The following is a 14,465-nucleotide window of genomic DNA, read 5'->3' on the forward strand; positions in this document are numbered from 1 at the left end:
CTTAATTTGCTCCTGCTGCATAATCTTTCTTAAAGCCTTTGCCTTTTGCTGGCTTCTCCGCTAATTCTTCCTGTGCTATACGTTGATCACATTCTACAAATCGCCCTTGCTGAAATTCCATATACACCGTACCACCAGAGCCAAAACGATTTTTTGTCACGATCCATTCGGTATATTGGCTAGGTTCATTCGTTTCTTTGTTGCGTTTGTTATGTACCATAATGATTTGACTCGCATCTTGTTCAAGGCTGCCACTATCACGTAAATCCGCATTAGTTGGGCGTGAACTGTCAGCATTACGATTTAATTGAGCTAACAAAATAATCGGGCAATGCTGGTCTTTGCAGAATGTTTTCAATCGTTCCATGGTTTCGCCAATTTGATAAGTGCGGTTAATTTTGCCGTCTAATTTGCCATGACGAATTAACCCGATATAATCAATCACAATGGCTTTTGGCTTGCCGTGTTGTTGGATATGGCTTTCTGCAATCCCGATAATATCGTCCACCGTTAAACCGCTCTTATCCACGATAAAAAATGGTTTGTCTTGTAATTGGGTAATGGCGGCACCCATAACCGAATAATCCGTATCACTCATCCATACAGGATTACGCAATTTAGCAGAACTCACCCCACTAACACTGGCAACTAGCCGATCCATAATCTGCTCACGGCTCATTTCCAACGAGAAAAATAATACTGATTCGCCTTGTGCTAAAATATTTTTAGTGAATGTAATCGCCGTTTCGGTTTTACCATTACCCGCACGTCCTGCCACAATGCAAATATCCGTTTCACCGATGCCACCGAGTTTATCGTCTAAGTCTTTTACACCCGTAAATAACAACTGATTTTTGTAGGTTGGCTGTGAGCGTTTTTCGATTAAATCCACATAACCGTCAATCAATCTCTCCATGGACACGGGAGCAACCTTGCCGTCACGAGTGAGTAATTGCGTTAACGTTGACAAGCCTTTCATGGTGATATTATCCAACTGCTCATCACGGGCGTTATTTAGCTCACTCGCCACAGATAAAAAGATTTTTTGAGCTTCTCGGCGTTGATAAAACAACCGCATTTTTTCCGCATACCCGCTCAAATTTGCCGAGCTAATGGTTTTACGTAAAATATCTGCCAGCATCGCAATATCCTGACCGTAATCGCTATTCAGCAACACAATATCAATCACATTGTCTTGTAACGCTTGACGTTGGATCGCACTGTAAATCACGCCCAAATTGAACGTATCGAACATTTCGGGTTTCATCCACGTCAACACATCACGAGCTACCGCAGTTAAGCCACCACTCAACAACGACCCGACAACGCTAAATTCCACTTCGTAGGTCACGGATTGAATATTTTTAGGTTTAGGGTTTGTCATAGCGAATCCTCAAGGGTTTTAGTGAATGTTTCAGCACGCATCAAATAATCGAAATTGGCTACCCAGCCAGTCTTACCACCACCGAAATAAAATCGGTCTTTTCTGGCACTAACCTGTCGCAGGAAATCATCAAAATAATTTCTAAACGTCTTCACGTCACAAGTGCCAAATTCCTGCTTGAGCAGTTTGGCAAGGCTATATATCTGTCGTTTTCGCTTATCGCTCAGCACACGGACTTGTGAGATCGGTGTATCTTCCACACAATCATTAAACTCGTTCATAATTTCTGTGTAATCCACGCTAAGATTTTTATTTTTAGGCAAAGATTTATTTTCAACCAACGGTTGGCTTTCATGTTCTGCGTTAGCAGATTCCCCTTTTGGGGGTAAGGGGGGATTATTAACTGATTGGTTAATTATTGGTTCAAAAGAGTTATTGGTTCTGGGTACAGATTCTGACCCATCTAAGGGTACAGTTTCTGACCCATAGGGTACAGTTTCTGACCCACTTGATTTAACACTTGAATTTTTAGTGATTTTGGTTTTAGTCAGAATTTTTTCCATGTTTAATTTATACAAATTTGAAGTATTTATGCCACTCTCTTTTTTGCGTTTAATGACCAAAATAAATCCTAATTCTTGTAATTTTGTTAACGCCAGTCTTATCGTTGTTTTAGATTTAATGGAACATTTATCTTGTAAATAGGCTAAAGACGGGAAACATTCTCCAGTTTCATCATTCGCATTATCCGCAAGGCGTAAAAGGATTAATTTTGTTGTTGAGTCGGGAAGATCTAAATCCCATACATGACCAAGTAGTTTAGAACTCATTTTCATTCTCCTGAATAAAAGTTTCCAACGTTGTTTTAAACGTAGTCCAATTTCTCGCTGTTTTTGCAAATTCCTTTAGTTCTTCTACGTCAAAACCAAGAGAAGTCGCTTTTTTCATAAGTTGCATGACATAACCAAAATTTACATACATTCGGTTTTTCAAAATCCCTCGAATGTAACAAAGTTCTCTGTCAATTTCAGGCATGCGATTAACACTACAAATCTTCGGAATTAAATTAAAAAAATCATTGCTTTTTTCTTCATGAGATTTATCTTTTCCGAATCCAAAAACACTCTCAAATGCGGAATCAATGGCGTTCAAAATTTCTTCAAGAGAGAATTTCTTCAACCATGATTTAATCGTTTTTTCCCCATTCACATTAACTTCATGGGGTTCTATTAATTCGTTTACTTTCTTTGTAATAACCATAACAAGATCTTGATCTAAATTGGCGAGGCTTTCTCGCCATTGCAGCATCATTTCAAGTTGCTCGCGTTTTTCATTCAGCTCTTGTAATTGTTTTCTTTGCTTTTCAATAACGGAATTATCCGTTAGTAAAATATCCTTTTTACCTAAATTGCAATCTGAACAAGATGTAATCAAATTCATCAAATCATCAGATCCGCCCTTGCTGACAGGATTTATATGATCGACGTGTAAAACCACATCAGGTGCAGACTTACCGCAGTACTGACATTTAAAACCATCTCTTTTAAAAATCTCAAAACGGATTTTCTTAGATAATGGTTTTCTAGCAGTTTTTACGTCTTTTATCGGCATTTCACTTGCCTTTTTGTTTTTTTTAGTGGATAATCTACCCATATTTATTACTCCTTTATGGATTAAGTAACTAACCACCGCCCAACGGTGGTTTTTTATTTCTCACATTCCAACGCCTTACGAGCCAATACTCGTAAAGCGTTCATTTCTTCTTGGTCTGCTAATGCAATATCCAACTCATCAATAATCATCGCCACCATTTCCACATTATTGGAAAAAGTACGGCTAAACTGCGATTCGCTAATGCCGATCAGTCTTGCTAATTGGTTATGCGGAACCGCACTCGCCTTGCGATAAATTAAATCCGCAATCGTTCTTGCATTTTTGGTTAATTCATTGCGTGCCATTGCGTTTGCCTTTCGGTAAATTAGATTTCAGCAGGGAAAATATCGTCTAACGACACATCAGCACCTAGCTCATTTAATTTTTTTACAATCTGTCTAGCGGTGAATAAAGACGGTTTACGCATTCCTAATTCATAATAGGAAATACTGTTTTGCGTCCGTCCTACCGCTTCACCTAGCTGATATTGAGTTAATCCAACGCTTTCCCTTGCTTTAGCAAGATTGTTCATTTTAAACCCTTAGTGTGATTAATCCGCCTTATATTAAATCACATTAGGTGATTAATAGCAATCACTTTTTGAAATTAGTTAGATATGACAAAGAGTGATATATTGATTAAATTTGAAAGGAGTAGAAATATGAAAACTTTAGGTGAGAAAATCAAAGAATTTAGAAACCAACTCGGACTAAACCAAGTTGATTTTGCCAAGAAATGTGGTGAAATAGATAGCAGAGATCGAGCTTGGGGACAATCACGTATAGGAAATTACGAAACCAACGCAAGAGAACCAAGCCTAGATGACATCAGAATTATTGCCAAGGCTTTAGGTATTAGTCCTGCGGATTTAGCATTTACCGCCGATAACATTACCCCAGTAATTTTAAAATCAAACAAAGTCCCCTTAATCAGCTACGTTCAAGCAGGCATGTGGACAGAAGTGAATTTAATGCAAGACAGCGAAGACTTTGAATATATTCTCACCGATTTAGATGTATCAGAAAACGCCTTTGCCCTAAAAATCAAAGGCGACAGCATGGAGCCAGATTTTATTGAGGGCGATACCATTATCGTTGACCCAAAAGTGAAACCGCATGCGGGGGAATTTGTGGTTGCCAAAAATGGCGAATATGAAGCCACTTTCAAGAAATACCGCCCACTACAAGACTACAACGAATACGGCAATCAACACTTTGAACTAGTCGCCCTAAACCCCGACTACGACAAACTCACCACATTAAAACAGGATATTCGTATTGTGGGAACTATGGTTGAGCATCGGATTTATCGTCGGAAACGGTAGGGAAAACATGGCAAGTATTAATGAATTAATCATTCCACAATGGGAAATTGATAATATTATGCAACAAGAAAAGATTGTTAATTTCAGTAATGCTATATGGAGTAAAAAGCAATTTAATCAGCCAGAGCCTGCTTGGTTAAAATTGGCTTTACCTGTTTTTGATGAAAATCAACTCCCTATTACCCATTTAAAATTACAATGGCAATATCGTCCTGCAAGAAGAACAGGCTTAATCCCTGAAATGAATTTTATGGCAATGTATAAAAACCGCCGATTATTTGCCGTAGATCAAGGGCAAAATATCGCTCACAATAATATGTTTACAGATGTGTTACCCGTACCACCAACACGCATTGACGGCTGTCACTATCACTTATTACACGAAAAACACAACCAAGAAACGGGTTACCCTATAGAAAAAAAGATTGAAAAAACAGATGACTTTTTCTTTTTTTCGGAGTATTTTTTAGAACAGTTTAATTGTTCCTATACTGGAAAAATACCTCACCCGATTTACAGCAATGACGGACAAATGGAGCTAGGTTTATGATATGCAATAGTGTTTTATCGCATTTAGGCTATGATTGCCAACCGTTATCAAGCGGATTGGTAAGAATTAATACGCCATTTTTCCAAGATGATGGTGATGTTATTGGCGTGTATATTGAACAATTAGATGATGATAAATTTTTAATTACCGATGATGCAAAAACCCTGATGAATATAGAAAGTCGTGGCGTGTTGCTTTCTCAAAAACGTTTCAATCACATTAAGCAAAATTTATCATACAGGGGAATTGAACTAAATCAACGGGCAGAAATCAACAGTATAAGCAATTTAGCTATGCTTGGTCATCAGTTACAAAAAGTGATACAAGGTTCAATCATTGTAGGTGGAATAGCATCAGATTGGTTTAGCTTGCCTGAAGATAAATTTGAAAAAGAAGTGAAAGGCTTATTTCGTCAAAAGAAAGATGATTTTAGTCAACAGCTTACCTTTGACAATAAATTTACAGGGCTAAGTGGTCACATTGTGAATGTACCCATTTTGCTACAAGGATCAAACAAACCTAATAAACAAATTTTCACTGTCAGTGTAAAGGCTCAAGGAAACTGGAATAGTGCGTATAGCGTATTAGGTAAAATGACTGATTTAACCGATCCTGCAAACAAGACTCAAAACACTCAGCAATTTGTCATTATTGACGATCACAATGTGGGGGATCAGCTTAATAATCTCGTGCTACTCTTTAACACACAAGCTCAAGTATTGCCTTATCAAAAACAGAATATTTGGTTAAACAAGCTCGCAGCATAATCCAAACCGCCCTACGGCGGTTTTTCTTTATCTAAAATAACTGGATTTTCTATCCTAATTCTATAACAAAGCAAATTGTCAAGCGTTCATTTGTTCAGTGAACGAGTTCATTTGTTCAAAATTCTCTCAAAAATCCACCGCACTTTTTCTTTTTATCTCATCAACTGCTCAAAAAATAAGCAATCAAACATATTTATTAAAAATTTATTTCTTTGAAAATCAATAAAATAAACACAAAATGAAATTATTTTAATAAAAATATCACAAATTGTTATTTACATTTAAATCACATTGAGTGATAATAACCACATCAAAACAAAACACACTAAGTAAAATAAAGTGGATTGCTCTTTAACAATTTAATCAAAACTTGCTATTGCTAAATGGTGATGAGTTAGTCAAAGCGTGGAAGACCATATAGACCCACCGCTCAAACAGTGCTATGTGAAAGCCATAGCCCGATAGCAAGTTCAGGCGAAATCTGGTCGTGTACAGTAAGACACAAGAGAGTAACCGAAAATCTATCATACGGACTGCACTAGCCACGCAGGACAAGCCTTATATCAAACTAAGGCATTTTACTTAACAGCGGATTGGCATACCGCACCTTTAAAAATTCGTATCTCTTGCACCCACAAGAATAAAAATGGGGATCGGTTGAGCCTTACAAGCCTAAAAGAAAGGTAATTTTGGCGGCATAAAGGGATTGGCAAAAATGCCTCTTCCCGAGTGTTGATAGTCGGCATAGGGACGAATCAGTTCGGTGACACACTCACACCGAATCGTGCAAAGAAGCCAACTGGTGAGCAGTCTATGCGGATATACAAACCACCAGCGTAAATGTATATCAGTGAACATCCGTGAATTTTAAAGTTTTTGAAAAGGGCAAAAACTGAGTGTTCTATCAAAATAGTAAGTTAGGGATATGGGACTTACTTTAGGGAGGTTCGGGGATTGCCTTAAAATCCCCATTCAAAACCGCATTTATTGCTTAATATCAACCAACTTAATGCCGATAAAGTGCGGTCGCAGTAAGTGCGGTTTTGAATAACATCTCAATGGCAGAAAGAGATAAGACACTGCTAAATATCTCCTCATAAAATATCCAACCCCACGCAAGTGGGGATTTTTTTACCCTATCACCCCAACAAAAGGAAACACACTATGAAACTTATCAAAAACATCTTAACAGGTATTATTTTAGCACTATGGGTTAGCCTTTTCTTTTTCTTCGTCTGCTATCAACAACCAGCTCACGCAGCCGAACCTATCAGCCAAGCAGAACAATGCCAAGATAAAGGCGGAATATGGCATAACGGACACTGTCTGGCACGAGATATGACGGACGAAGAAATTCAATACGCCCAACGCTGGGTAACGTTAAAACAGTTGGAAACACGCTATGAAAACAAAACTCACTGATTTAACCGAACATTTATTTCTAGCACTGGAACGGCTGAACGATGACGATTTAACCCCCGAACAAATGTCTCTTGAAATCAAACGAGCAAATAGCGTCAGCAATGTGGCAGATAAAATTACAACCGTTGCTCAATTATCCTTGGACGCAGCGAAGTTTCTTGATGACAAGGGGGATATTTACGCTACCTTGCCACCTATTTTTGATGATAAACACAAACTTGCCTTAGGGGAGAAAAAATGAATACCGAACAAGTCACCTTACAAAGTGAAATCACCACGGCAAAGCTGATGAATAACGAAATCCGAACCAAACTCAACAAAATGCGTGATAAGGTTGCTGACTTTCATCAAGCACGTCAGCAGGTCAAAGAGAATATCACATCCGTTGAACAGGCAATTAAATTCGAGCGAAAAGAAAAAGCAATGCAAAAATATGTGTTACCCAATAAGCCACCCACAGACAAAGATCTTGAAAACAAAATTATTCAGCTTGCCAAAACAAAATATGAAACGTGGCGAGATATTGAAACTATTGCTCAAGAACTGGGTGTACGTGCAGGTGTAGTGTACCTAACCCTAAAACATCACAGTTTTATTCGGCAAACTGAAACATCCGATTATCGGGTAGTCGATGCTTATTATCGTTGTAACAAGAATCTTGGTTTGATTGCAGAAGAAGTGGGTTTTAGCGTTTGGGTATGTGCCAAAATCCTAGAAAAGCACAGTTTATCGCCCAATTGGCAAACGTATAAAAACAGAGCAAATTCATTATCTGTTGGTGATATTGGCGAAGAGTTATTTAGAAAGCTGGTACCAGAAGCAGTAGATATGAATGTCTTTGTTGGCGAAAACAACCCACGATTTGATTTTATCGTCAATGAAAAAACGATTGATGTAAAAACAGCCAGAAAGAACAGAGAGGGAACGCATAAATTTCGCATAAGATACCAAAAGGGCGATGAAATCCCAGATTATTTTTGCCTTTTTGTTGCATCGGATGAAAAAGAAATTAAGCAAAATAATTACGCTATCTTGCTTATACCTAAAGAAGCTATTCCAGCGGAAATAACCACACTACCGCTACCGCAAAAAGGTAGCCTGAAATCCAAATACGCCGTCTATTGGGATTTTGAAGTGCCACCAGACTCCGTCTCTTCAATGTTAGGGATAATTTAAGGAGAAACAATGAAAGTCGATTTTAAAAGAACCCTATTTTTATTTGATGATTCAGATATGTATCAAGCCGAATTATGGATCAACAATGACTTATACCACCGCACAAGAAAATCACCTGTAAAAGAGATTGTGCGAGAAGAAATTAACAAGGAAATCAAACGGTTTAATCATAAACACGAATTCCCGAAATTCTAAGTAATTTCCCCGTTACCGCAGTTGAAGTCAATTCGGAAGAGAAAGAACAACAACCGCAAGAAATTGTGAAGAAGCTCAACGAGAAAACGCAACCGAAAGCGACACTACAAGTAAAAGTAAGATCAAAACCACGTTTGCCATTCACACCTTACGGCATCTGATTCTGAATGGATTTTAACCATGGCAGACATCGTCAGAAAAACACAGGAGCTAAACCATGAAAGATAATTTTAGAGCGTGCCAATGGGCTTACGACAACGCCAGCCCTGATGACTATGACGACCGCAATCACGTTATGGACGATGATTTTGACGACAACGAACCACCTTATGACGGTAATGACGATTGTGATTACTGGAAATCAAACTGTTACGGAAGAGGATAAAAACCATGAACTTTGAATTAATCTTATCAACCGAAAGCAAAGTGCTTTCAACCAACATTGCCGACTTTGAAAAACAAGCCGAACAATACCTTGCCACACTTACCAACACCTTTGAAACCGATGACGACTTTGTACAAGCCAAAGAAGAAATCAAGCAGTTAAAAGAGCTGGAAGACAGAACCCGTACGGCAATTAAAAACGCCCAACAAGGCGACATAAACACCTTAATCGCCCAAGCGGAAAATATCGCCGAGAAATTCCGTCAAGAACGCTTAAGCCGTGAAAAAACCGTTAAAACCCGTGAAACGGAAATCAAGCAGGACATCATCAATCAAGCCTTTGAAGCCGTTCAAGCGGTTAAGACAGGCAATATAAGCGATATTTCCCTTGCCTTGGAATCGACTTTCCCGAAAGCAACTATTCTCAAACGCTTAGACGAAGCAGCAAAACGAAGAAGTACCTTAGCCACACTGACCAAAGCCATTGAAGCGGAAAAAACCTTAATCACCGCAGAAATCGCACAGGAAGCGACACGCCTTTCTTCTCGCAAAAAGCTCATTCCGATTCACTACGAATATCTGTTTAAAGACTGGTTACAACTGATTACAGGCGACCAAGAACTAGAACCGATTATCCAGGAAAGAATTGAGCAGGAACAGCAACGAGAAGCGGAAATCAAGGCAAAAGCCGAAGCTGAACAACAGGCAAGACTACAAGCCGAACAAGCCGAACAAGCCAAAGTGCAAGCCGAAGCTAAATCCGTTGCGGACGAAATGGAACAACCAACCACCCCACCGCAAACCGCCACCGCCACTGAAAGCAATGCCGAATTGCAGGATTTTATCATTACCATTCGATTAAACCAAACCACACAAGCGAACGCAGTCAGTATCGCTCGTGAATTGAAAGCACGCTTTGGGGACGGTGTGAAATTGAATAAGGTTGAATAATCGTTGTATCTCTTAACAAATCACCCCACGCAAGTGGGGATTTCTTAAGATTGAAAATAATCACGAACTTTTAAAGCAAACGCCTTAATCTGTGGCTTGAAAAAATAATACATATTTGCCAATAGAGCTAAATATAACAATCTCAACACATAAACCCACTGCTCAGGTGTTAAGGAAATACCAACATATTCAAACATATCCTTGCTGCCTATAATTAAAAATTGCAACATAATAATTAACGCAGAAAGTATGCAGTTTAACGACACTGAAAAGGCAAATTTAAACTTATTCATAGCTAATCCTTACTGGAGAAAAAATGAAAAAATTCAACGAAAAATGTTACAACTGGTTAGAAAAAAATGCCACAAAAATAATGATTTTTACTGCAATCTTTGCCTTGTGGGCGATTTTAATTGCCTAACCCTTGACAAACCGCCCTATTTCGGAGTAAGAGTTATTGATTTTTCTTCGATTCCAGTTTTTCAACCAAAAATTGTTTTAAATCATTAACTTCTTGATTTTTATTTTTTAAATCAACCACTTCGCCAACTCGGTCAAAACGAAAAGTCAAATACATCTCTCTGAGAAAACAAAATCCGTAGAAGTAATTTTGTTCAATATCAAAGCAACGAATTTCAACAGCTCGGTGTTCAGTAATTCCACTTTCTGGAGTATAAAACATCAAAATTAATGCTTTTACTCGTTTAGTTGTTTTTCGTTCATACCAATCAGGCAATTCAAATTCTTCGCAATCTTTTATTCCTTGTCGGTCAATATAAACCTTTTGATCGGGAGTCATTACTCTAACATCGACAAGATAAGTTTTACCTGATGGACCTTTGAGCTTCTTATAAATTAAAGAACTTTCCGATTCATATTGCTGAATCATTAATTCTAATTGTTCTTCTTCAAAAGTAAGTATTTTTTGTGATTTTGGTTGCCTTGTTCTAACTGGCTTAGCTGACTTAACAGCTACTTTAAATAAACTTGAAAAAAAGCCCATATTTATATCCTTTATCAAAAATTGGCTTAATTATACCGTGAAAATAAAAAATGATGTTTGACAAAAATCACAAAATCGGATTAAAATGACCGCACAACAATTCTTTCAGCGGTATCCGCCCCGATAATAGCGGTTTTTTTGTACCTGTAATTCAGGACGATCATTTATGATCGGGTCGAGAGAGCTTAATACAATACCTTTACGGAAATAAGCTCCGCCGTCTGAAAGCGGTTGTTGAAGCCCGATCACCTTATAAAAGTGATCGTTATTAACAAAATCTTTCAGGTACAAATTATGACTACACAAATTCAATTCTCAACTTTCAATTTTCATTCATTCGCTGTTCGTGTTATTACAGATCCAAATCAAGAATTTTGGTTTTGTGGCACTGATGTTTGTAACGTCTTAGGATATTCAAACGCACCTGACGCATTGAAAAAACATTGTAAAGCAGGGGGTATAGCAAAACGCTATACCCCTACAATAAGCGGAGATCAAGAAATGATCTTCATCAACGAACCAAACCTATACCGCCTAATTATCAAATCACGCAAACCCGAAGCCGAACCCTTTGAAGCGTGGGTATTTGAAGAAGTCCTACCGCAAATCCGCAAAACAGGACAATATGCCGTACAGGCGGAGCAACTCGCACTACCCGAACCCGAGCCACTCATCAGCAAATCACTCACTGAGAGCGAATGGCTACAATTCGCAGGGCATTGGTTCGCCTTGTATAACGCCTTAGACTTATTGGCTGAACTTGAACAACCGTTACAAGCTATCGGCTCACGTTTCGCTGTTACAGCCTACACCCACGCCCGAGAATACGCTAATAACCTTGGCTTGATGAAACGCATACTTGAGCCAATGCTTGCGGAATTTGAAGTCGATCCAATAGATGAACCGTTCAAGTTCAACGCCTTAAAAACCTTGCGAGAGTTCAAGGTAAAAGGCTTAGCTAACGCTGTTCGGTTATCTAACCAACAACGAGCTATCAAAAACTAAGTAAATTCCCACCGCACTTTACGCTTTGATTTTCAAAGTGCGGTGTTTTTCAACCTGAATTTAGGAATTTGTATCAAAATCTCTCAGTTTTTCGCTCATTTCAACCGCCTCATTATGAGTGGAAAAAATACCAACAACGATAGCATCACAATCGCTGTTTTGTGAAAAATGACGGAGATTATTTTCAATATGAACCGAAACATGCTCAATGAAAAACGTATTTTGTGTCTTGCTCCAAGCAAGCACGTAGCTGTCAAAATTAAACATAAGGACTACCCATGAAAACAATTTTAGTTATAGATGACCTTGATTTTATCGAGGCACCGAAAACAGAACAAGATGTAAAAAAAGCCACCTTGTTCACAGGAAAAACATTACAAGAAACCGCCCTAGATTTTGGTGCAGTGATTGTAAACGGCAAACTAATTCAAAACCGCTACGGCAATTTAAATATGCCAATCGGAGAATTATATCAATCCACCAAAGGAAACACAAAATGAGTACAGCACTCCAAACACTCACCCAAAAACTGGCTAACCGTTTTGAAATTGCAGACGGTTCAGATTTAATGGAAACCTTAAAAAATACCGCTTTTAAAGGCGATGTAAACGACAGCCAGATGACCGCCTTGCTGATTGTTGCCAATCAATATGGCTTAAACCCTTGGACTAAAGAAATTTATGCCTTTCCCGATCGGAATAACGGCATCGTGCCGATTGTCGGTGTGGACGGTTGGGCTAGAATACTCAACGAAAACCCACAATTTGACGGTATAGAATTTGATACGGATGATGAAAAATGCACTTGCCGCATTTACCGCAAAGACCGTTCTCGCCCGACTTCTGTCACCGAATATATGAGCGAATGCTATCGTGATATAGCTGGACCGTGGAAATCTCACCCCAAACGAATGTTACGCCATAAAGCCATGATTCAATGTGCTAGGCTGGCTTTTGGCTTTACAGGTATTTACGACCAAGACGAAGCCGAACGCATTGCAGAAAATCAACGGGAGCCAATTAACGTTACGCCTAAACCTAACGTGATTGATGTTGAACCTGTCGAACTCATTACCGCAGAACAAATCGACAAAATCAATCAATTAGTCGCTCTCACCAATTCAGACTTGGATAAACTGCTTGCTTATGCTGGTGCAACAGAATTATCCCAAGTCACCAAAGAACGAGCCGAAGTGGTGATTAAAAAGCTCAATCAGAAGTTAGATCAACAACAAGCATCTGAGTTAGGAGAAGAAATCCAATTATGATACCCGACTTAATCACCCTTGATTGCGAACAAGGTAGCGAACAATGGCTAACCGCAAGACTAGGGATTCCGACCGCCACAGGGATAAAAAATATTGTCACCGCCAGCGGTCAAAAATCTAGTGGCTGGATAAGCTATTTAGCCGAACTGGTGGCAGAAAGCATTGAGGGGGCAGGCGAGAACATCAAATCGTCTGCTATGGAACGTGGCAACCTGTTAGAACCACAAGCAAGAATGGCTTACGAGTTTGAAACAGGCTATAACGTGCGACAAGTAGGCGGTGTATATCTCAATGCAGATAAAGACTTAATGGTTAGCCCCGACGGTTTAATCCCAGAATTAAAAAAAGGGCTTGAAATCAAATGCCCGAAAATGAAAACCCATATCAAATACATCCTTGAAAGTGGCGTACCAACCGAATACGTTATTCAGGTACAAATCGCCCTATGGGTTACAAAATATCAATCATGGGATTTTGTCAGCTATTGCCCTGAATATCAAAAACAACCGCTGTATTTATTCACCGCACTTCCCGACCCTGTGTTGATGAAAGCATTTAATGAATATATACCGCAATTTATAAAAACATTGAAAGCGTATAAGGAGACTTAAAAGAATGGCAGGAATAAATCGTGTTACTATCGTAGGACGCTTAGGCAACGACCCCGAAGTCCGCACTATGCCAAACGGTGACGCTGTCGCCAATATCAATGTGGCAACATCAGAAAGTTGGACGGATAAACAAACAGGCGAACGCAAAGAAGCGACCGAATGGCACCGTATTGTATTTTATCGCCGTCAAGCGGAAATCGTAGAACAATACCTACGTAGAGGCTCACAAGTCTATATTGAGGGCAAGCTCAAAACCCGAAAATGGCAGGATAAAAACGGCACAGACCATTACACCACGGAAATTCACGCTGATGTGATGCAAATGCTTGATAAAAAAGAACAAGAAACCACTACATCATCACCGCCAGCAGCTCGAAGCAGAAACGCTTATACGGAGCAGAAACAAGGCTATACCAAACCAACGACTTCTGCCCCGTCGCAAGAGCAGGACTTTGATGATGATATTCCATTTTAAGGGGGAATAACCTATGAGCTTAACCGAAAAAGACATTAAACTCGGGCATTGTTATTCCGCCAAACGACCTAGAGCTAGTGGCATTCAACGATATCTAAACGACAGGTATGTAATATCTATCAGACAGTGTAGAAATAAGACAATGGTTATGTATAACACTCCCACTACTGTCAAAGGTCGTCCTTATCCAGAAGTTACTATAGATAAATTTTTAGAATGGGCAAAGGAAGATGTAACAATGTTATTGCCTGTTTTTGGGACTATATGGCGAACGAGAGAATGAAAAAACCTTACTTAC

At 39.0% G+C, this 14,465-nt stretch carries 22 protein-coding genes; 14 read left to right on the top strand and 8 right to left on the bottom strand.

What is annotated here, in order from left to right; all coding sequences use genetic code 11:
• Window position 1 precedes the first annotated feature (1 nt).
• The 5 genes from O1Q81_RS06965 to O1Q81_RS06985 are packed head-to-tail and all read right to left on the bottom strand — an operon-like array spanning window position 2 to window position 3,569.
• Complete coding sequence (locus O1Q81_RS06965; protein ID WP_386696729.1) at window positions 2-1,384, bottom strand: replicative DNA helicase; 1,383 nt, start codon at window positions 1,382-1,384, stop codon at window positions 2-4.
• Entirely contained in the window at window positions 1,381-2,214 is an 834-nt protein-coding gene (locus O1Q81_RS06970; protein WP_386696731.1) for a helix-turn-helix domain-containing protein, read from the bottom strand. Before O1Q81_RS06970 ends, O1Q81_RS06965 begins: the two co-directional genes overlap by 4 nt.
• On the bottom strand, window positions 2,204-3,037 hold the full coding sequence (locus tag O1Q81_RS06975; RefSeq protein WP_207905233.1) for an HNH endonuclease: 834 nt from the start codon (window positions 3,035-3,037) through the stop codon (window positions 2,204-2,206). The genes O1Q81_RS06970 and O1Q81_RS06975 overlap by 11 nt, the downstream gene beginning before the upstream one ends.
• 53 nt (window positions 3,038-3,090) lie before the next feature.
• Window positions 3,091-3,342, bottom strand: coding sequence for a CII family transcriptional regulator (locus O1Q81_RS06980; RefSeq protein ID WP_386696733.1), 252 nt, complete (start codon window positions 3,340-3,342; stop codon window positions 3,091-3,093).
• A gap of 20 nt (window positions 3,343-3,362) precedes the next feature.
• Window positions 3,363-3,569: a helix-turn-helix transcriptional regulator gene (locus O1Q81_RS06985; protein ID WP_386696735.1), complete on the bottom strand. Its 207-nt coding sequence runs from the start codon at window positions 3,567-3,569 to the stop codon at window positions 3,363-3,365.
• Window positions 3,570-3,698: 129 nt separating this feature from the next.
• Here O1Q81_RS06985 and O1Q81_RS06990 point away from each other — a divergent pair, with 129 nt between their 5' ends.
• The 9 genes from O1Q81_RS06990 to O1Q81_RS07030 all read left to right on the top strand — a co-directional run bounded on the left by O1Q81_RS06990 (window position 3,699) and on the right by O1Q81_RS07030 (window position 9,806).
• Window positions 3,699-4,361: a helix-turn-helix domain-containing protein gene (locus tag O1Q81_RS06990; protein WP_386696736.1), complete on the top strand. Its 663-nt coding sequence runs from the start codon at window positions 3,699-3,701 to the stop codon at window positions 4,359-4,361.
• Between the two features lie 7 nt (window positions 4,362-4,368).
• Window positions 4,369-4,911, top strand: a complete 543-nt coding sequence (locus O1Q81_RS06995; RefSeq protein ID WP_386696738.1) for a hypothetical protein — start codon at window positions 4,369-4,371, stop codon at window positions 4,909-4,911.
• Entirely contained in the window at window positions 4,908-5,678 is a 771-nt protein-coding gene (locus O1Q81_RS07000) for a DUF1828 domain-containing protein (protein ID WP_386696739.1), read from the top strand. The genes O1Q81_RS06995 and O1Q81_RS07000 overlap by 4 nt, the downstream gene beginning before the upstream one ends.
• A 1,164-nt stretch (window positions 5,679-6,842) precedes the next feature.
• Window positions 6,843-7,100: a hypothetical protein gene (locus O1Q81_RS07005; protein WP_386696741.1), complete on the top strand. Its 258-nt coding sequence runs from the start codon at window positions 6,843-6,845 to the stop codon at window positions 7,098-7,100.
• A complete protein-coding gene (locus O1Q81_RS07010) occupies window positions 7,081-7,341 on the top strand; it encodes a hypothetical protein (RefSeq protein ID WP_386696743.1) in 261 nt (86 codons plus the stop codon). The genes O1Q81_RS07005 and O1Q81_RS07010 overlap by 20 nt, the downstream gene beginning before the upstream one ends.
• Window positions 7,338-8,276 carry a riboflavin synthase subunit alpha gene (locus O1Q81_RS07015; protein WP_386696745.1) on the top strand — a complete coding sequence of 313 codons (939 nt, stop codon included), beginning with the start codon at window positions 7,338-7,340 and terminating at the stop codon, window positions 8,274-8,276. The genes O1Q81_RS07010 and O1Q81_RS07015 overlap by 4 nt, the downstream gene beginning before the upstream one ends.
• Before the next feature lie 9 nt (window positions 8,277-8,285).
• Complete coding sequence (locus tag O1Q81_RS07020) at window positions 8,286-8,471, top strand: hypothetical protein (protein WP_386696746.1); 186 nt, start codon at window positions 8,286-8,288, stop codon at window positions 8,469-8,471.
• A 217-nt stretch (window positions 8,472-8,688) separates the two neighbouring features.
• Window positions 8,689-8,856, top strand: a complete 168-nt coding sequence (locus tag O1Q81_RS07025) for a hypothetical protein (RefSeq protein WP_386696748.1) — start codon at window positions 8,689-8,691, stop codon at window positions 8,854-8,856.
• A 5-nt stretch (window positions 8,857-8,861) separates the two neighbouring features.
• On the top strand, window positions 8,862-9,806 hold the full coding sequence (locus O1Q81_RS07030; RefSeq protein ID WP_386696750.1) for a hypothetical protein: 945 nt from the start codon (window positions 8,862-8,864) through the stop codon (window positions 9,804-9,806).
• Window positions 9,807-9,850: 44 nt separating this feature from the next.
• On the opposite strand, the gene O1Q81_RS07035 is transcribed toward O1Q81_RS07030, so the two are convergent.
• Window positions 9,851-10,099, bottom strand: coding sequence for a hypothetical protein (locus O1Q81_RS07035; RefSeq protein ID WP_386696752.1), 249 nt, complete (start codon window positions 10,097-10,099; stop codon window positions 9,851-9,853).
• Between the two features lie 161 nt (window positions 10,100-10,260).
• A complete protein-coding gene (locus O1Q81_RS07040; RefSeq protein ID WP_386696754.1) occupies window positions 10,261-10,809 on the bottom strand; it encodes a hypothetical protein in 549 nt (182 codons plus the stop codon).
• 294 nt (window positions 10,810-11,103) lie between these two features.
• Between O1Q81_RS07040 and O1Q81_RS07045 the strand changes: the two genes are divergently transcribed.
• Window positions 11,104-11,814: a BRO family protein gene (locus tag O1Q81_RS07045; RefSeq protein WP_386696756.1), complete on the top strand. Its 711-nt coding sequence runs from the start codon at window positions 11,104-11,106 to the stop codon at window positions 11,812-11,814.
• Between the two features lie 60 nt (window positions 11,815-11,874).
• Here the strand turns inward: O1Q81_RS07045 and O1Q81_RS07050 are convergent, their stop codons facing one another.
• Complete coding sequence (locus O1Q81_RS07050) at window positions 11,875-12,081, bottom strand: hypothetical protein (protein WP_386696758.1); 207 nt, start codon at window positions 12,079-12,081, stop codon at window positions 11,875-11,877.
• An 11-nt stretch (window positions 12,082-12,092) separates the two neighbouring features.
• On the opposite strand from O1Q81_RS07050, the gene O1Q81_RS07055 reads away from it, so the two are divergent.
• Genes O1Q81_RS07055 through ssb form a run of 4 tightly spaced genes read left to right on the top strand, consistent with a single transcriptional unit; the run spans window position 12,093 to window position 14,167 of the window.
• Window positions 12,093-12,314 carry a hypothetical protein gene (locus tag O1Q81_RS07055; RefSeq protein WP_386696759.1) on the top strand — a complete coding sequence of 74 codons (222 nt, stop codon included), beginning with the start codon at window positions 12,093-12,095 and terminating at the stop codon, window positions 12,312-12,314.
• Window positions 12,311-13,081, top strand: a complete 771-nt coding sequence (bet, locus tag O1Q81_RS07060; RefSeq protein WP_386696760.1) for a phage recombination protein Bet — start codon at window positions 12,311-12,313, stop codon at window positions 13,079-13,081. Before O1Q81_RS07055 ends, bet begins: the two co-directional genes overlap by 4 nt.
• Window positions 13,078-13,692, top strand: a complete 615-nt coding sequence (locus tag O1Q81_RS07065) for a YqaJ viral recombinase family protein (protein WP_386696762.1) — start codon at window positions 13,078-13,080, stop codon at window positions 13,690-13,692. The genes bet and O1Q81_RS07065 overlap by 4 nt, the downstream gene beginning before the upstream one ends.
• Before the next feature lie 4 nt (window positions 13,693-13,696).
• On the top strand, window positions 13,697-14,167 hold the full coding sequence (ssb, locus tag O1Q81_RS07070) for a single-stranded DNA-binding protein (RefSeq protein ID WP_386696764.1): 471 nt from the start codon (window positions 13,697-13,699) through the stop codon (window positions 14,165-14,167).
• Window positions 14,168-14,465: the final 298 nt, after the last annotated feature.

The organism is Lonepinella sp. MS14436 (assembly GCF_042470565.1).
Classification (GTDB): Bacteria; Pseudomonadota; Gammaproteobacteria; order Enterobacterales; family Pasteurellaceae; genus Lonepinella.